14 protein-coding genes and 2 pseudogenes are annotated in these 16,387 nt (G+C 62.1%); 7 read left to right on the forward strand and 9 right to left on the reverse strand.

Annotated elements, in window-relative coordinates:
• Nucleotides 1–280: 280 nt before the first annotated feature.
• Entirely contained in the window at nucleotides 281–568 is a 288-nt protein-coding gene (locus CJU94_RS05120; protein WP_095417791.1) for a hypothetical protein, read from the reverse strand.
• A 5-nt stretch (nucleotides 569–573) separates the two neighbouring features.
• Here CJU94_RS05120 and CJU94_RS05125 point away from each other — a divergent pair, with 5 nt between their 5' ends.
• A complete protein-coding gene (locus tag CJU94_RS05125; protein WP_095417792.1) occupies nucleotides 574–2,436 on the forward strand; it encodes a hypothetical protein in 1,863 nt (620 codons plus the stop codon).
• 124 nt (nucleotides 2,437–2,560) lie between these two features.
• Nucleotides 2,561–3,148, forward strand: coding sequence for a LysE family translocator (locus CJU94_RS05130; RefSeq protein WP_095417793.1), 588 nt, complete (start codon nucleotides 2,561–2,563; stop codon nucleotides 3,146–3,148).
• Between the two features lie 20 nt (nucleotides 3,149–3,168).
• Here CJU94_RS05130 and CJU94_RS05135 read toward each other — a convergent pair whose 3' ends face one another.
• The 6 genes from CJU94_RS05135 to cadR all read right to left on the reverse strand — a co-directional run bounded on the left by CJU94_RS05135 (nucleotide 3,169) and on the right by cadR (nucleotide 8,784).
• A complete protein-coding gene (locus CJU94_RS05135) occupies nucleotides 3,169–4,014 on the reverse strand; it encodes a helix-turn-helix transcriptional regulator (RefSeq protein WP_095417794.1) in 846 nt (281 codons plus the stop codon).
• Between the two features lie 129 nt (nucleotides 4,015–4,143).
• Complete coding sequence (locus tag CJU94_RS05140) at nucleotides 4,144–4,938, reverse strand: ABC transporter substrate-binding protein (protein WP_095417795.1); 795 nt, start codon at nucleotides 4,936–4,938, stop codon at nucleotides 4,144–4,146.
• A gap of 121 nt (nucleotides 4,939–5,059) precedes the next feature.
• Nucleotides 5,060–6,214: a pyridoxal phosphate-dependent aminotransferase gene (locus CJU94_RS05145; RefSeq protein WP_095417796.1), complete on the reverse strand. Its 1,155-nt coding sequence runs from the start codon at nucleotides 6,212–6,214 to the stop codon at nucleotides 5,060–5,062.
• A 310-nt stretch (nucleotides 6,215–6,524) separates the two neighbouring features.
• Nucleotides 6,525–7,928 (reverse strand): ATP-dependent RNA helicase DbpA, encoded by a 1,404-nt coding sequence (dbpA, locus tag CJU94_RS05150; protein ID WP_095417797.1) that lies wholly within the window; start codon nucleotides 7,926–7,928, stop codon nucleotides 6,525–6,527.
• 123 nt (nucleotides 7,929–8,051) lie between these two features.
• On the reverse strand, nucleotides 8,052–8,252 hold the full coding sequence (locus tag CJU94_RS05155; RefSeq protein WP_095417798.1) for a hypothetical protein: 201 nt from the start codon (nucleotides 8,250–8,252) through the stop codon (nucleotides 8,052–8,054).
• A 100-nt stretch (nucleotides 8,253–8,352) separates the two neighbouring features.
• Complete coding sequence (cadR, locus tag CJU94_RS05160) at nucleotides 8,353–8,784, reverse strand: Cd(II)/Pb(II)-responsive transcriptional regulator (RefSeq protein ID WP_095417799.1); 432 nt, start codon at nucleotides 8,782–8,784, stop codon at nucleotides 8,353–8,355.
• Between the two features lie 79 nt (nucleotides 8,785–8,863).
• Here cadR and CJU94_RS05170 point away from each other — a divergent pair, with 79 nt between their 5' ends.
• Entirely contained in the window at nucleotides 8,864–11,233 is a 2,370-nt protein-coding gene (locus CJU94_RS05170; protein WP_244220919.1) for a heavy metal translocating P-type ATPase, read from the forward strand.
• A gap of 62 nt (nucleotides 11,234–11,295) precedes the next feature.
• Here the strand turns inward: CJU94_RS05170 and CJU94_RS05175 are convergent, their stop codons facing one another.
• Nucleotides 11,296–12,351, reverse strand: coding sequence for a helix-turn-helix domain-containing protein (locus tag CJU94_RS05175; protein ID WP_095417802.1), 1,056 nt, complete (start codon nucleotides 12,349–12,351; stop codon nucleotides 11,296–11,298).
• Nucleotides 12,352–12,677: 326 nt separating this feature from the next.
• On the opposite strand from CJU94_RS05175, the pseudogene adh (CJU94_RS05180) reads away from it, so the two are divergent.
• A pseudogene (gene adh / locus CJU94_RS05180) lies at nucleotides 12,678–13,619 on the forward strand (aldehyde dehydrogenase); the annotation flags it as partial.
• Between the two features lie 35 nt (nucleotides 13,620–13,654).
• Here adh (CJU94_RS05180) and CJU94_RS05185 read toward each other — a convergent pair.
• Nucleotides 13,655–14,074, reverse strand: coding sequence for a hypothetical protein (locus tag CJU94_RS05185; protein WP_095417045.1), 420 nt, complete (start codon nucleotides 14,072–14,074; stop codon nucleotides 13,655–13,657).
• Between CJU94_RS05185 and CJU94_RS05190 the strand changes: the two genes are divergently transcribed.
• The 3 genes and pseudogenes from CJU94_RS05190 to CJU94_RS05200 all read left to right on the forward strand — a co-directional run bounded on the left by CJU94_RS05190 (nucleotide 14,073) and on the right by CJU94_RS05200 (nucleotide 16,377).
• Nucleotides 14,073–15,320 carry an ISL3 family transposase gene (locus tag CJU94_RS05190; RefSeq protein ID WP_095417046.1) on the forward strand — a complete coding sequence of 416 codons (1,248 nt, stop codon included), beginning with the start codon at nucleotides 14,073–14,075 and terminating at the stop codon, nucleotides 15,318–15,320. The two genes, CJU94_RS05185 and CJU94_RS05190, sit on opposite strands and share 2 nt — an antisense overlap.
• A 7-nt stretch (nucleotides 15,321–15,327) precedes the next feature.
• A pseudogene (gene adh / locus CJU94_RS05195) lies at nucleotides 15,328–15,915 on the forward strand (aldehyde dehydrogenase); the annotation flags it as partial.
• Nucleotides 15,916–15,981: 66 nt separating this feature from the next.
• Nucleotides 15,982–16,377, forward strand: a complete 396-nt coding sequence (locus CJU94_RS05200) for a DUF779 domain-containing protein (protein WP_095417803.1) — start codon at nucleotides 15,982–15,984, stop codon at nucleotides 16,375–16,377.
• Nucleotides 16,378–16,387 lie beyond the last annotated feature (10 nt).

Below are 16,387 nucleotides of genomic sequence, written 5' to 3' on the forward strand. Positions count from 1 at the left end.
AACTTTCATGTTGTCGTGCGCGATCGCTTTGATATCCGTCAATACACAACGGACAACTAATCTTATAAGTAGCCCAAAAAAATCCGACGCATTAGCTCACGATCCATTTGTATTTGTCAATCCTTAATATCTGTCAAAAAACATTGATTTCTATTCAAATAAAATATCTGTCACAAAACATCGATTCATCAAAGGGAAATGTCTTAGAATTTTCCTACGCATGCGAGTTATTTAAGAATTTTCTAGTGCATGGCACGCTGGCGTCTCAGAGTCTACTGGGTTAGCATTCGTCGATGCAACGAGCACAGGTAAATAGCCACGATGTCTCGCCAAGGCATTTCTCTCGAAACTTAGTTTTGCCATTTTTTCGGCATTGAATGCCACGATCGCGTTCTGTAAACCATGAAACGGTATGAACGCATTCGCTGATCGGCTTGAGCGCTTCCGGCTGCCCGATCGCGCGCGCCGCGAGCGTGCTGAACCAGGCGCGTTCGCCTTCCGATACCATGTCGGCTGCCCGCGCCACCCCGCGCGCGGCGCAAAGCTTTGCATTTTCCCGCACCGACAAAGAACATGAACATGATCGACCACCCCGCTCGCCGCTCCTTCTGGCAGCGGACCTTGTCGCGGGATCTCAACGACCCTCGCCTGACAGCCGCCGCGCGCGTGTGGGTTCCGATCCTCTTCGGCCTGTGGTCGCTCTTCCTCGGACAGGACCGCAATTGGGACGGGTTCAACTATCACCAGTACAACGGCTTCGCGTTTTTGAACGACAAGCTGCATACCGACTTCGCACCAGCCGGCATGCAGAGCTACTTCAATCCGATGCTCGACGTCTTCTACTACGCATTGAACCGGGCATTTGCCGCGCCACTGGTAGGATTCATCATCGGTACGCTGCATGGCCTCAATTTCGTGCTGCTGCTGTCGATCATCCGGCGAACCCTGCCGGAGCTTGCGCCCGAAGACGCGAACCGCACGCCGTTACTGCTTGCCGCAGCGGGCATCCTGACAGCGAATTTTCTGTCCGGCTTCGGCAATTCCATGGGCGACGACACGACCACGCTGTTCGTGCTCGCCTCGCTCGTTCTCGTCCTGCATCTGTGGGACAGGTTGGCAACGTGGTCGGCGGCCACCGCGGCGGCGCTGGTCGGCACCGGCCTGATCGCCGGCCTTGGCATGGGCCTCAAGCTGACCAACGCGCCGTTTGCCGTCGCACTCTGCGCGGGGTTGCTGCTATTGCCGGCCACGCCGTTCGCACGAGTGCGCGCAGCGTTCCTGTTCGGCGTGGGCGCCCTCGCCGGCCTGCTGGCCGCGGGCGGCTACTGGATGGCGGTGATGTGGCACACGTTCGGCAACCCGTTCTTTCCACAATTCAGCGCGATCTTCCCCAATCCGCTCACTCCGCCGAGCGGCGTCGCGGATCAATCGTGGCTGCCGAAAAACGCACGCGAATACATTCTCTGGCCCTTCGTCTTTGCATTCGATTCGAAGCGGGTCGGACAAGCGCGCCTGCATCAGATCATCTGGCCTGTGGTGTACGTGCTTTTTTTCACGCTGGCCGCAACGCGGATCGCGGAACGGGTGCGTGGCCGGACCCGAACGCGGCGATTGAATTCGCGAGCGGTATACGTCATGACCTTCGTGGCGCTGGGCTACTTTCTCTGGATGATTCTGTTCAGCATCTACCGCTACGTTGTTCCAATCGAAACGCTCACGCCACTCGTCGCGTATCTGCTGCTTAAGCGGCTTCTGCCGTACCTGACGGCGCGGCACGTCGCCGCGTGGCTGCTCTCTATCACGACGTTGGTTGTCGTGGCCGGAGGTGTCGAAACCTGGGGGCACGAGCACTGGGCAAGAGCGGCCTACCGTGCCGAAGTGCCCCTCCTGGCTAGCCCGCAAAACACGACGGCGGTGATCGTCGGCGGGGATCCGCCGTGGGGTTGGATCGTGCAGTTCTTTCCCGTGTCGGTGGCGTTCACGCAAATCGACGGCAGCTTTCCATTCTCGCCGCAATTCGATCGGCACATCGCGGACATGGTGCGTTCTCGCGGCGGTCCTGCCTATGCAATCATCGCGGCCCGCTATAACTGGCGCGTCGACAACGTAGCGAAGATGGATCGGTTCGCAAACGCAATCGGCCTGACAAACGGCATGAAGGGCTGCGGCACGATGCAAGCCGCGATCACCCACCTGCACCTTCATGCGAGCCTGCAATGGACCCCCAACGCCGCCGACAAGCGCATGTGCCGGCTCGACGTCCGGCACGACGACGAACGCGATGTGGCCGCGGAGAATGCGCAGCTAGTCGAACAGACGCGGCCCACGTTGGAGCGGCATGGCTTCACCATCGATGCCAGCTCCTGCACCACGTACCGGGCCTACGTCGGCCAAGGCGTCTTTCCTTACCAATGGTGCCGCATCACACAGCGCTAAATCCGCGTGGCCCGGCGCGCAGCGCCACGGGCCGGCCATAGCAATTTCCTTCAATACAGCCACCACCCTCGCCCGATACCTTTGAGCGTCGCAGATCCTGCGCACTTCCGTATCGAGGCATCCGATGACCGCTTTACTCTCCATGGCCGCGTTCGCGCTGGCCTGTTCCATTTCTCCCGGCCCGGTGAATGTCGTCGCGCTCAGCGCCGGCGCGCAACACGGGCTGGCCGCGAGCATGCGGCATGTTACCGGCGCGACCGTCGGTTTCACTGTGCTGCTTCTGTTGATCGGCCTGGGCCTGCATGAACTGCTTGCCCATTTCCCCGACCTGATCACCATTGTCAAATGGGCGGGCGTGGGCTTCTTGCTCTACATGGCCTACACGCTCGCCGCCGACGATGGTCAACTCGGCGCGAACAAGCCGGCGCGCGGACCGTCGTTCGCCTATGGCGCGGCCATGCAATGGCTCAACCCGAAAGCCTGGCTCGCATCGCTGGCCGGCATGGGCGCGTATGCGGCCGACGGCGACGGCAAGCTCATCTGGCAACTCACCGCGGTGTACTTCGTGATCTGCTATCTATCGATTGCCAGTTGGGCATACGCCGGCACGTTCCTGCGCAAATACTTGCGGCAACCGCAGCGGGTGAGGTCTTTCAATCGCGTGATGGCGGCGCTCCTCGCGGCAAGCGCGCTGTATCTGCTCGCAGCCTGACGCACTGCGCCACTGCGGCTTCAACTCCGATATTGGCCCGGCGTCGCCGCGACTAGCCGCTTGAAGATTCTCTGCAAGTGCGCCTGGTCCGCGAAACCGGCGTCGAGCGCGACGTCCGCGATCAAACGACCGCGCCTGAGTTGCGCGCGGCTGTACTGAATACGCCGGTTGATCAGGTAAGCGTGCGGCGTCATGCCGTAGCGTTGCTTGAACGCGCGGATCAGATGCGACGCGGACAGACCGGCCGCCTCGCAAATGTCGTCCAGTCTCAGCGAACGCGTGCAGTTTTCAGCGATGAATTCCGCCGCGCGCGCCAATTGGCGGCTCGCGTCGTAATCCGGCAAGAGCGCCGGATTCAGCTTGTCTTGCACATCGGAGAAGAAGATGATGGCCGCGCTTTCCTTGCGCAACATATCAGTGTCACTATCGACGAGAATCGCGTGCAGCCGGTTCAAGCCGCCGAACAATGCCGCGTCCGTGGACAGGGTCTGCGAGAACGCGCGAAATGCGTGATTCTCGCTGAAACCCAGCTGGTGTTGCAGACCGGTGAGCCATGCCACATCGATATGCATCATGCGATACGACCAGCGCTCGCCGGCAACCGGATTGCAGGCATGCACGTCGTCCGGGTTCATCATGACGACCGCGCCCGCGCCGATCCACTCACGCGTGTGGCGATTCAGATAGACGCTGCGTCCGCCGATAACGGCGCCGATGGAGAACGTTTCGTGAGAGTGTTTGGCGTAACAGACTTCGCGGCCATCTTCGATGGAGCGCACCTCGATGAACGGCAACGCGTCATTGCGCCAGAATCGCGGCGCCGAAGCGCTTTTCGCGTGAATTGCCGCTTGCGTGATCCCGCTCATCTGTGCGCTCTCCGATATTTGCATAGGCCTTGCCGCAGCAGGGCCTATGTATCGTAGCCGCCAAACGCATCGTCAACAAGCTGACTCACGAACCGGATGAACAGCGCGGCACAACGGAAACGCGACAGATTACTTCGCCGTCACGTCGATATTGCCGAGATACTTGGTAGCCAGCGTCTTCACCGTGCCGTCGGCCTGCACCTTCGCGATCGCGGCATTCAGGCGATCACGCAATGCCGTATCGCCCTTGCGAATCCCGTAGGCAATGCCGCTGCCGAGAATCTTGTCGTCGCGCACCGGCTCGCCGACAAACGCGTAGCCTTTGCCGTTCGGCTTCGACAGAAAGCCTGTCTGTCCGGCCGGCGCCAGCACCAGCGTCGCGTCGAGACGGCCCGCCACCAGATCCGCATAAACCTGGTTCTGGTCCTGATACGGCACGACCGTCACGCCCGCCGGTTCCCAATGGGCCTTCGCAAAAGTTTCCTGAATCGACGATTGCAGCACGCCCACGCGTTTGCCCTTCAGCGAGGCCGCGGTCGGCAGCAAACCGCTGTCGCCCTTCGCGATCAACTGCGTCGGTACGCGGTACACGACAGTGGTGAAATCGATCGTCTGCCGGCGTTGTTCGGTCGCGTTCATCGCCGAATTGATCGCGTCGAACTTGCGGCCCTGCAGCGCGGGAATCAGCCCGTCGAACGAGGTCTCGACCCATTTGCACGTCATATGCGCAGCGGCGCAGACCGCGTTGCCGACGTCGATGTCCAGACCCTGCAACTCACCGTTCGGGCCCTTCGATTCGAACGGCGGATACTGCGCTTCGAGGCCGAAACGCAGCGTCGAGGTCTCGGCAGCGTTCACGGCAGACGACGCCGCAAGCGACGCGAATGCGCAGGCCAGCGCCAATAGAGGCTTGAGCAATTTCATAGCAGGTCCCTTTCCCTTCGATTTATTGTCACGCCGCTCCGCGGCGCGCTGATACGTGTCGGCGCGACGATCATACTGCGGTCAAAAATGCCGCCGTCGCGCGCGGTCGCTACTCACCTGGTCAGATCTCGCACAGACGGCGCGCGCCTTCGATCAAGGTCGCATCGTCCTTCGAGAAACTCAGGCGGATCAAGCCGGAGTCCGTACCATCGGTATAGAACGCCGACAGCGGAATCGTCGCAACCCGGGCGTCGCGAATCAGGCGCAGCACGAAATCGCTGTCGCTTTCCTCGGAGAAGCCGCGAAAACGCGCGAGCATGAAGAAGCTCCCTTCGCTCGGCAGCAACTCGAAGCGTGAATCGCGCAGTGCATCCGTCAGCAGATCGCGCTTCTTCTGATAGAACGCGGACAAACCGAGGTAGCTCTCGCGATTGGCCAATGCGTCGACGAACGCGTATTGCATCGGTGTATCGGCAGAAAACACCATGAACTGATGGACTTTGCGAATCTCGTCCATCAGCGCGGCGGGCGCGAGGCAATAGCCGACGCGCCAGCCGGTCACGTGATACGACTTGCCGAATGACGAGACGATAACGCTGCGCTCCGCGAGTTCGGAATGGCACGCCATGCTCTGATGTTTCGCGCCGTCGAACACCACGTGTTCGTAGACCTCGTCGGCGAGAATCACGATATCGGTATTGCGCGTAATGGCCTTCAGGCGCTCGACGTCCGCTTCGCTGAACACGGTGGCGGTCGGATTGTGCGGCGTGTTGATGATGATCATGCGGGTCTTCGGCGTGATCGCCGCGGCGACCTCGTCCCAGTCCACGCGGAAGTCGCTCATGGAGAGTTTGATCGGCACAGGCGTGGCGCCTTGCAGGCGGACGATCGGGCCATAGCTGTCGAACGAAGGCTCGAAGTAGATCACCTCGTCGCCCGGATGCACCAATGCGCTGATGGTCGAATACAGCCCTTCGCTCGCGCTCGCGATCACGGTCACTTCGCTCGCCGGGTTGTAGCGCACGCCGTACAGCGTGGCGACCTTGTCGGCTAGCGCTTCGCGCAACGCGGCGATGCCGGCCATCGGCGCGTACTGGTTATGACCGGCGCGCATGGCCTGGGCGACGCCATCGATCAGTTTGGCGTCCGGCGCGAAATTCGGCGCGCCTTGCGACAGGTTCAGCGCATCGTGCTGCGCGGCCAGTTGACCGATCACGGTAAAAATCGTCGTGCCCACATCAGGCAACTTCGAGCGGGCTTGTGTGGCGCTCTGCATAAGGCTTTCTCCCTTTCTCCAACCGGCAGCGGATTCACGGACGGCCAGCTGCGCGGCGGTCCCTTCTGGTTTGGTGATTAGGCATCAGCCAAAGAACCGTCACAATCGAAACTTTGTCATGCGCCGCATGCGTTTACGTCATGGCTGACGCGAACTCGCGCCGCCGCGGGCGAAGCCTGTCAGATCGGTGCTTTCGGGGAAGAAACGAGGCCGCGTGGAGAACGCGTGAAACTGCGGAGGTATGACGTAATGTGATGCGCCCGGCCACGAGCGGAGCGCTCGCGGCCGGCCTTGCCCTAGGCGTCGACCATCAGGCGTCGTCCATCAGGCGCACTTTGACCTTCTTGCCCTTCACCTTGCCGGCGCTGAGCTTGCGCAACGCTTCGCGCGCGATACTGCGCTCCACCGCCACGTAGGTGGACATTTCCGTCACGTTGATCTTGCCGATCTGCGAGCCGGCGAAACCTGCCTCGCCGGTCAGCGCGCCGAGCACGTCGCCGGGACGGATCTTTTCCTTGCGTCCGCCGAGAATCTGCAGCGTTTCCATGGGCGGCAACAGTCGCTCATTGCTCGCCGCTGTCAGTTCGGAAAGCTTGTGCCACTCGACCTCGCGCTTTTGCGCCTGTTCGAGACTGCCGACGCGGCCCATCTCGTTCATGCTCGCGAGACTCAGCGCCCAGCCTTCCTGATCGGCGCGGCCCGTGCGGCCGATGCGGTGCACGTGTACTTCCGGATCCGGCGTCACGTCCACGTTGATCACCGCTTCGAGCTGCGCGATGTCGAGCCCGCGTGCGGCGACATCTGTCGCTACCAGCACCGAGCAACTGCGATTGGCGAACTGGATCAGCACCTGATCGCGTTCACGCTGGTCGAGTTCGCCATGCAGCGCGAGCGCATGAAATCCTTGCGCGCGCAGCACGTCGAGCAGATCGCGGCATTGCTGCTTGGTATTGCAGAACGCCAGCGTGCTCACCGGGCGATAGTGGTTCAGCAGCAGGCCGACCGCGTGCAGACGCCCGTCTTCGGTCACTTCATAGAAGCGCTGACGGATCTTGGTGTTGTCATGCCGCTCGGCGAGTTTGACTTCTTTCGGATTACGCAGGAATTGCTGGCTCAGTTTGACGATGCCTTCGGGATACGTCGCCGAGAACAGCAGCGTTTGCCGTTCTTTCGGGCACTGCTTCACGACGGTGGCGATATCGTCGAAGAAACCCATGTCGAGCATGCGGTCCGCTTCGTCGAGCACCAGCGTGTTGAGCGACTGCAGTTGCAGGCTGCCGCGCTCCAGGTGATCCATGATGCGGCCCGGCGTGCCGACCACGATGTGCGCACCGTGTTCGAGGCTGGCCGTTTGCGGACGCATCGGCGTGCCGCCGCACAACGTCAGCACCTTGATGTTTTCTTCGGCGCGCGCGAGGCGGCGAATTTCCTGCGTGACCTGATCGGCGAGCTCGCGCGTCGGACACAGCACCATCGCCTGCACGGCGAAGTTGCGCGTGTCGAGGCGCGCCAGCAGCGCCAGCGAAAACGCCGCGGTCTTGCCGCTGCCGGTTTTCGCCTGGGCGATCAGATCGTTGCCGGCGAGCGCGATGGGCAGGCTCGCGGCCTGAATCGGCGTCATCTCGACGTAGCCGAGCTGCGTCAGGTTGGCGAGCGTGGCGGGCGGCAGCGGGAGCTGGCTAAACGGCGCGCCCGCGGGAGTGGGACTGTTCATAGGTGTGATGGCTCGGAATCGGCTGGAACGTCTGGAAACGGCTGAAAGCGGCTGAAAGCGGCTGGAATCCGCTGGAAGCGGCAAGAGGCTGCAAGCGCGGCAAAAAGGCTGCCGCGGGCAAACCTATTCGGCCATGGGACCGGCGGCGGGACGGCCTTCGATCTGCTCGTACAGCACCGAGCCGTCGTCGCCGTCGAAACGCTCGACGTAATTGCGCGCGCCGCACATCGGGCAACGGAACAGGAGGCCCTGTCCTTCGTTCTTGATGACGACGTCCGATTGTTCCCACTGCGCTTCGCAGGATTGGTTTCTACAGGTAAACACGTTGCTTCTCCAACTGATTCGATTGTTGATCTGGCGGACCGCTTGAATGGCCCGGCCGTGAATGGGTGGCCGCTGTCGAGCTGACGACGGCTGAAGCACATCAACCCAGATGCGTATGCCGCGCACGCGGCGCGCTCACATCCATTTCGTTGAGACCCTGCACGATGCCGCAGTCTTCCACGGCCTGTTCGCCATGGCATTGCTCGCGCAGCGTGGTCAGTTGCACTTTCAACTGCTTCAGTTCTTCGATACGGGTGTCGACGTGCGCGATGTGCTCGTCGATCAAGGCATTGATGCCGCCGCAGCCGGTGGCCGGTGCGTCGGTCAGGCGCAGCAACGCACGGATTTCGTCGTGCGTCATGTCGAGCGCGCGGCAATTACGGATGAAACGCAACCGTTCGACGTGCTTCGCCGTATAACTGCGGTAATTGGCCTCGGTGCGCTCCGCTTCCGGCAACAGGCTCTCTTTTTCGTAGAAGCGGATGGTTTCGGTCGTGCAATGGGCGATTTTCGCCAATTCGCCGATTTTCATGGACCCTCCGGAAGGCGGCCTTGACCTTGTAGTGGCTTCAAGGTGTTTACTAGACCACAAATCGAACCAGGAAGCCACCATGCCTCACGCCAACCCCGCCGAAGCCGACCGCCCGCAACCGGCGAAAGCCTGTACCGACAGGCACGACGGCCATGCTCATGCGCATGAACCGGCTCATGGTCAGGACGCGAGCTGCTGCCACGGCCATCACGAGCACGACCACGACCACGCCAAGGACGACCACGGCCACGACCACGCTCACAGTCACGCCGACGCGGCTTGTTGCGCGACCGCGGCAACCGTGTCCGCCCCGCTCCCGCTGCCCCGATCCGAAGCCGTCGGCAGCGACATGCGCACCGCCATCCGCATCATGCAGATGGATTGCCCGACCGAGGAAGCGCTGATCCGCAAGAAATTCAGCCGCATGCCGCACGTGCGCAGCATGGACTTCAACCTGATGCAGCGGGTCTTGACGGTCGTGCACGCGCCCGAGGCGCTCGAATCGATCCTCGCCGCGCTTCGCTCGCTCGATTTCACGCCGGAGCTGGCGGACCCCGCTGCGCACGCCGCGCCCACCGCCGCTCCGCACGCACCGCCCAAGCCGTGGTGGCCGCTGGCGCTCGCCGGCGTGGCTGCGGCCGGCTCAGAGGCCGCCAGCTGGCTTCATGCGCCTGCCTGGCTGCCAGCGGGTCTGGCGACCCTCGCCATCCTCTCCTGCGGCCTCACGACGTACAGGAAGGGCTGGCTTGCGATTCGCAACGGCAACCTGAACATCAACGCGCTGATGAGCATCGCGGTGACCGGCGCGCTGATCCTGCGGCAATGGCCGGAAGCCGCGATGGTGATGGTGCTCTTCACCATCGCCGAACTGATCGAGGCGAAGTCGCTCGATCGTGCCCGCAATGCGATCCAGGGCCTCATGCAGCTCACGCCCGCTCAGGCCAGCGTGCAGCAGCCCGATGGCAGCTGGCGCGCAACCGACCTCGAGGCGATTGCGCCCGGTGCGGTGGTTCGCGTGAAACCGGGCGAGCGGATCGCGCTCGACGGCGAAATCGTGGCGGGCCGCTCGAGTGTGAATCAGGCGCTGATCACCGGCGAAAGCCTGCCGGTCGACAAGGCAGAGGGCGACGCGGTGTTCGCCGGCATGATCAATCAGGCCGGCTCGTTCGACTACCGCGTCAGCGCCGCCGCCAGCAACACCACGCTCGCGCGCATCATCCATGCCGTCGAAGAAGCCCAGGCCACCAAGGCGCCGACGCAACGCTTCGTCGACCAGTTCGCCCGCGTGTATACGCCGATCGTGTTCGCCGTCGCGCTCGCCGTGGCCATCGTGCCGCCGCTGCTCATCGACGGATCGTGGCAAGCATGGATCTACAAGGCGCTGGTGATGCTGGTGATTGCCTGCCCGTGCGCGCTCGTGATCTCGACGCCGGTGACCATTGTCAGCGGTCTGGCCGCCGCTGCCCGCAAAGGCATTCTGATCAAGGGCGGCGCCTACCTCGAACAGGGCCGCAAGCTGACCCGGCTCGCGCTCGACAAAACCGGCACGATCACCCACGGCAAGCCCGTGCAAACCGAGTTCGAGCGACTTGCCGAGGTCGACGCCGTCCGTTGCCGCACGCTTGCGGCAAGCCTCGCGGGACGTTCCGACCATCCCGTATCGATGGCGCTCGCGGCGGCGGCGCAAGCCGACGGCGTGCCCCATCTGACGGTCGACGCCTTCGAAGCGCTCGCGGGACGCGGCGTGCGCGGCGAGATCGACGGCTTGCCGTACTGGCTCGGCAATCACCGGCTCGTTGAAGAACTCGGACGCTGTTCGGCGTCGCTCGAGGCACGGCTCGACGCGCTCGAACGCCAGGGCAAAACCGTCGTGATGCTGGTGGACGCTGAACGCGTGCTCGCCCTGTTCGCGGTCGCCGATACGGTGAAGGAGACGAGCCGCGCCGCCATCGCCGACTTGCATCGCCTCGGCGTGAGCACGGCGATGCTCACCGGCGACAACCCGCACACCGCCGACGCGATCGCGCAGCAGGTCGGCATCGACGAAGCGCGCGGCAATCAGTTGCCGGCAGACAAGCTCGACGCGATCGCGCAGTGGTCCAAGGAGCGCGCGACTGTCGGCATGGTCGGCGACGGCATCAACGATGCGCCCGCGCTGGCACGCGCGGACATCGGCTTCGCGATGGGTGCGATGGGCACCGACACGGCGATAGAGACCGCCGACGTCGCGTTGATGGACGACGACCTCCGCAAGATTCCGTCGTTCATTCGGCTGTCGAAGGCGACGCATGCGGTGCTGGTGCAGAACATCACGCTCGCTTTGGGTATCAAGAGCGTGTTCCTCGCGTTGACCGTGATCGGTCTCGGCACGATGTGGATGGCCGTATTCGCCGATGTGGGCGCGAGCCTGCTGGTGGTCGCGAACGGGTTGCGGCTATTGCGCAAGTGACGCTGTCGCGAGCTTTGCGGCCTGACGCGCGGCGCGGCGTACCGCGATTGCGCCCGGCCGGATCAGTGCGCCGACGCGATCGCGTCCGCCGCGCCGGCCATATCGTCGCGAGCGCCGAGCGCGGCCTTCAGTGTTTCCGAGGGCCGCATGCCGAAGAGCTTCCGGTAATCGGTCGCGAACTGGCTCAAATGCCAGAAGCCCCACGCCGCCGCGACGTCCTGCACCGAGCGTGATTCGCGCGACGCATTCGACAGATCGCGCCGCGCGCCATTCAGGCGAATCGCGCGCAGATACGTGGCGGGGGCCATGCCGAGCACGTCCTGAAAGCAGTACTGCAGCGTGCGCCGGCTCACATGCAACTGCTCGCACAACTCCGGCACGCTCACCGCGCGGTCGCGATTGACCAGCACATAGTCGCGCGCTTCCGATACGATCGACTGACGGCGCGGACGCGCCGGCATCGCAACCGGCTCCGAAACGGGCAATGCGCCCACGTCGAACAGTGAAGCCAGTACCGAGGCCTGCAAATTGTTGCGAGCCACCGAAGAGAGCGGCGTGCCGCGCGCCGCGCCGTCGTCGAGCAACTGGCGCAGCGTGGCGCACAACTGCTGCTTGCGCGCCATGCCGAGCGCCACCGCCTGCGTGTTCGGCACAGGGTCGGCGAGACCGACGCGCTCCACTTGCGCCGCGTAGCGGCGCAGCACTTCGCCTTTCACCACCACGCCGAAAATCTCGTAGCCCGCCGACGTCAGCAGTTCGAATTCGATCCCGCCCGGACGAAACGCGAGCGCGTCGCCGCCGATCACCTGCGCGTCGATGCGCCCCGAACCCGCCGGGCAAGTCGGAATGCCGAACCAGTAGGCGTCCTTCTGCACTTCGCAGGTTTGCCGCAGCGTATGGCTGGTCGTTTCGACGAACACCTGCATGTGGTCGAGACACAACTCCGTCAGGCCGCCGACAAAACACCCGGCCGTCAGCTGGTCGTAGATCTGGCTCCAGCCATGAAGATTGCGCGCCTGCTCGTCCGCATCATGGGCGACCCGGGTCTGCACGCAGAAGCTCGGCTGCGGCGTGAGTGTCGAAGCTGGCAGATTGTCACCGAAAGTGTGAATCGTCATACCGGATCTGCGCAAACGGAAGAGAGGGGTGACAGGGAAAGGCAATTCCCATGCCGAACGCCTCCGGCACCCTGCCCACCCGAATCGTACGTCACCTGCCCAGCCCACTGTTCAATGGATGAACAGCAGGGCGCGCATTGCTCAGAAATGTGACGCTCGCTGGACGCCGATGGAACAACTTTGCGCGCGGTTCCGTGCGCAAGTGCCTGCCGCGTGTGCACGCATCACCAGCGCGGTGCATTGGCACGCTTCTGGCTCTAGCCTGTCGCGGCCAAGCGAAATATCGCGCCGAATATAGCCCATTCCAACATGTGAGGAGCACACAGATGAATCATGCAGAGATGCAATTTCTGACCACCGAATTCCCGTACAAAAAGCAGTATGCGAACTTTATCGGCGGCGAATGGGTGAAGCCCGTCGGCGGCGAGTACTTCGACAATGTGTCGCCGATCACCGGCGAGCCGTTTACGTCGATTCCGCGTTCGCGCGAAGCCGACATCGAACTCGCACTCGACGCCGCGCATCGTGCGAAAACGGCGTGGGGCAAGACCTCGACCACCGATCGCGCGAATATCCTGAACCGCATTGCCGACCGGATGGAAGCGAACCTGCAACGTCTCGCCGTGGCCGAGACGATCGACAACGGCAAGCCGCTGCGCGAAACCATGGCCGCCGACATTCCGCTCGCCATCGATCACTTCCGCTATTTCGCCGGCGCCGTGCGTGCACAGGAAGGCTCGCTCTCGGAGATCGACCACGACACCGTGGCGTATCACTTTCATGAACCGCTCGGCGTGGTGGGCCAGATCATTCCGTGGAATTTCCCGATCCTGATGGCGGTGTGGAAGCTCGCGCCCGCGCTTGCCGCCGGCAACTGCGTGGTGCTCAAGCCGGCCGAGCAAACACCCGCTTCGATTCTCGTGCTGGTCGAACTGATTCAGGACCTGCTGCCCGCGGGCGTGCTGAACGTGGTGAATGGCTTCGGTCTCGAAGCCGGCAAACCGCTGGCATCGAGCAAGCGTATCGCCAAGATCGCGTTTACCGGTGAAACCACGACCGGCCGCCTGATCATGCAGTACGCAAGCCAGAACATCATTCCTGTCACGCTCGAACTCGGCGGCAAGAGTCCGAATATTTTCTTCGCCGACGTGATGGCTGAGGACGACAGCTATTTCGACAAGGCGCTCGAAGGCTTCGCGATGTTTGCGCTGAATCAGGGCGAAGTGTGCACCTGTCCGTCGCGCGTGTTGATCGATGAAAAGATTTGGCTCGTCGGCGGAATCTGTGGGTGGTTTGATGCGATTCATGAGGGACAGAGGAAGCGATAGAGTTTCTTGCAGGTAGCGTCAAAGGCGTTCTGCTCGTGCTCGGAGAGGTGCCTCGAAAGCGGGCCACCGAACTCGTGGATCTCATTGAGAAGCAGTGTGCGGGCATCCATGGCGGCTAAGTCCGGATCGACGTGACGGACTTCGATGAGATGGCCACCAAGCATCCAAAGGTGATCGCGGTGGCGGTGCAACGTTTTGCGGGCATAGCCGTGGGTCAGCAGGTGTTGCAGGAAAGGTGTGAAGACCTTCACGAGCGCCTGTCCGAATGGGATGTCCTCGTCCTCGAAGCGCCATGAGGCAGGCCAGTTCTGCAAGTCCGGGACGTAGCGCTCCAGTGCGTGCGGATCTGAGGTAACAATAGCGTCTTTACTGATTCCCGCGCGCTTGCTAACCATGTTGCTGACCCGCCTGCTCAATGCCTGCCATCATTTTCCCGGCTTCGTCTATGAAAGTGCCCGACTGTGCGAGCAGTCCAAAACCATCGAGATCGACGTGCGGCCACGCAAGGGTTCGAAGCCGATCTGTTCGTGTTGCAACCGGCCTGGCAGCGGCTATGACACGCTCGCATCGCGTAGTTTCGAATTTATTCCGATCTGGGGCTTCGCGGTGATTTTGCTGTACGCCATGCGCCGCGTCGACTGCCGTGAGTGCGGCGTGAAGGTCGAGACGGTGCCGTGGGCCATCGGCAAGCACACGCTGACCAAGGCCTACATGCTGTTTCTCGCGCAGTGGGCACGCAAGCTCTCCTGGAAAGAGACAGCGCAAAGCTTTCGCACCAGTTGGGAGAAGGTTGCCCAGGCGGTGGAGTGGGTGGTCGACTGGGGGCTGGCCCATCGCGAACTCGGCACCATCCGCGCTTTGGGCGTCGATGAAATCCAGTATGGCCGAGGGCACAATTATCTCACGCTGGTCTATCAGATCGAGGCCAGCTGCGTGCGCCTGCTTTGGGTTGGCCAGGAGCGCACGAAGGAAAGCTTCGCAAAGTTCTTCGTCATGATCGGCAAACGGTTGTGCGAGCAGGTCGAGTTCGTCTGCTCGGACATGTGGCGGCCCTACATCGAGATGATCGCACTACATTGCCCCAACGCGCTGAACATCCTCGACCGCTTCCACATCGTTGCCAAAATGAACAAGGCGATCGACGAGGTTCGCGCCGAGGAAGCTCGCCGCATGACCCGCGACGGCTATGAGCCAGTCCTCAAGAAGTCCCGCTGGTGTTTGCTCAAGCGGCCAGAGAACCTTACTGACAATCAGCGACTGCGCCTGCGCGATCTGCTGCACTACAACCTGCGCAGTGTCCGCGCCTATCTTCTCAAGGAGGAGTTCCAGCAGATCTGGGATTACATCTCGCCTGTCTGGGCAGGCAAGTTCCTCGATCAGTGGTGCACCCGGGTCATGCGCTCACGCATCGAACCAATGAAGAAGTTCGCACGCACCGTGCGCGCCCATCGAGAACTGATTCTCAACTACTTTCATGCGCGCAAGCAGTTCTCCAGCGGAATCGTCGAGGGTTTGAACAACAAGGCCAAAGTCACCATGAGAAAAGCGTACGGCTTCCGGACGTTTCGAACGACGGAAATCGCGCTATATCATGCACTTGGCAATTTGCCCGAGCCGCCGACAACCCACACTTTTTACTGACGAACCAAAGATTTACGACCGCTTCATGGAACGTGCTTTGAAGCGCGTCGCGGCGATTACGCAAGGGCATCCGCTCGATACCAAAACTATGATCGGCGCGCAGGCCTCGCAGGAACAACTGGAAAAGATCCTCTCGTATGTGGATCTCGGCAAACAGGAAGGCGCCGAGTGTCTGATTGGCGGCGAACGCAACACGCTTGGCGGTGAGTTGAGCAAAGGCTACTACGTGAAGCCGACGGTGTTTCGCGGCAACAACAAGATGCGCATCTTCCAGGAAGAGATCTTCGGGCCGGTGGTGTCGGTCACGACGTTCAAGACCGAAGAAGAAGCGCTCGAAATCGCCAACGATACGCTCTACGGTCTCGGCGCGGGCGTGTGGACGCGCGACGGCACGCGTGCCTATCGCTTCGGCCGGCAGATTCAGGCGGGCCGCGTATGGACCAACTGCTATCACGCCTATCCGGCACATGCGGCGTTCGGCGGCTACAAACAGTCCGGCATTGGCCGCGAGAATCACAAGATGATGCTCGACCACTATCAGCAGACCAAGAATCTGCTCGTCAGCTATAGCGACAAGCCGCTCGGTTTCTTCTAAGCGTCGTGCTCCTGTTCGAGCGGGCCGCGTGGTGCGGCTCGCTCTTTTTTTTCGCGAGGGCATGTGATGGCTGATGAGAAGGAAGTCGCCCGAGTAATCGCAACGCCGGCCGCTATCGAGTTGATCGACAAGTTGCGCGCGGAGCACGGAGCCGTGCTGTTTCATCAATCCGGTGGCTGCTGCGACGGCAGCGCACCGATGATGTTTCCGCAAAGCGAGTTCATGGTGGGTTCGTCCGATGTGAAACTCGGCACGATTGCGAGCGTGCCGTTCTACATGAGCGAATCGCAGTTCGAATACTGGCAGCACACGCAGTTGATCATCGACGTGGTGCCGGGCAATGGCGGAATGTTTTCTCTGGAGCGGCCAAGCGGTTTGCGTTTCCTCACGCGCTCCCGTCTATTCGAGGACGACGAAAACGCATGGCTGGAAACGCATCCGGTGCAGCGGGCCGATGCTTGATCCGATTTGC

Source organism: Paraburkholderia aromaticivorans (genome assembly GCF_002278075.1).
Classification (GTDB): Bacteria; Pseudomonadota; Gammaproteobacteria; order Burkholderiales; family Burkholderiaceae; genus Paraburkholderia; species Paraburkholderia aromaticivorans.

What these genes read in the sequence shown, in the direction of transcription:
- CJU94_RS05125 (WP_095417792.1), top strand. Translation starts at nt 574, where the DNA reads ATGAACATGATCGACCACCCCGCTCGCCGCTCCTTCTGGCAGCGGACC.
- cadR (WP_095417799.1), bottom strand. Translation starts at nt 8,784, where the DNA reads ATGAAAATCGGCGAATTGGCGAAAATCGCCCATTGCACGACCGAAACC.
- CJU94_RS05200 (WP_095417803.1), top strand. Translation starts at nt 15,982, where the DNA reads ATGGCTGATGAGAAGGAAGTCGCCCGAGTAATCGCAACGCCGGCCGCT.
- CJU94_RS05175 (WP_095417802.1), bottom strand. Translation starts at nt 12,351, where the DNA reads ATGACGATTCACACTTTCGGTGACAATCTGCCAGCTTCGACACTCACG.
- CJU94_RS05190 (WP_095417046.1), top strand. Translation starts at nt 14,073, where the DNA reads ATGTTGCTGACCCGCCTGCTCAATGCCTGCCATCATTTTCCCGGCTTC.
- CJU94_RS05145 (WP_095417796.1), bottom strand. Translation starts at nt 6,214, where the DNA reads ATGCAGAGCGCCACACAAGCCCGCTCGAAGTTGCCTGATGTGGGCACG.
- CJU94_RS05170 (WP_244220919.1), top strand. Translation starts at nt 8,864, where the DNA reads ATGCCTCACGCCAACCCCGCCGAAGCCGACCGCCCGCAACCGGCGAAA.
- dbpA (WP_095417797.1), bottom strand. Translation starts at nt 7,928, where the DNA reads ATGAACAGTCCCACTCCCGCGGGCGCGCCGTTTAGCCAGCTCCCGCTG.
- CJU94_RS05185 (WP_095417045.1), bottom strand. Translation starts at nt 14,074, where the DNA reads ATGGTTAGCAAGCGCGCGGGAATCAGTAAAGACGCTATTGTTACCTCA.
- CJU94_RS05140 (WP_095417795.1), bottom strand. Translation starts at nt 4,938, where the DNA reads ATGAAATTGCTCAAGCCTCTATTGGCGCTGGCCTGCGCATTCGCGTCG.
- CJU94_RS05130 (WP_095417793.1), top strand. Translation starts at nt 2,561, where the DNA reads ATGACCGCTTTACTCTCCATGGCCGCGTTCGCGCTGGCCTGTTCCATT.
- CJU94_RS05135 (WP_095417794.1), bottom strand. Translation starts at nt 4,014, where the DNA reads ATGAGCGGGATCACGCAAGCGGCAATTCACGCGAAAAGCGCTTCGGCG.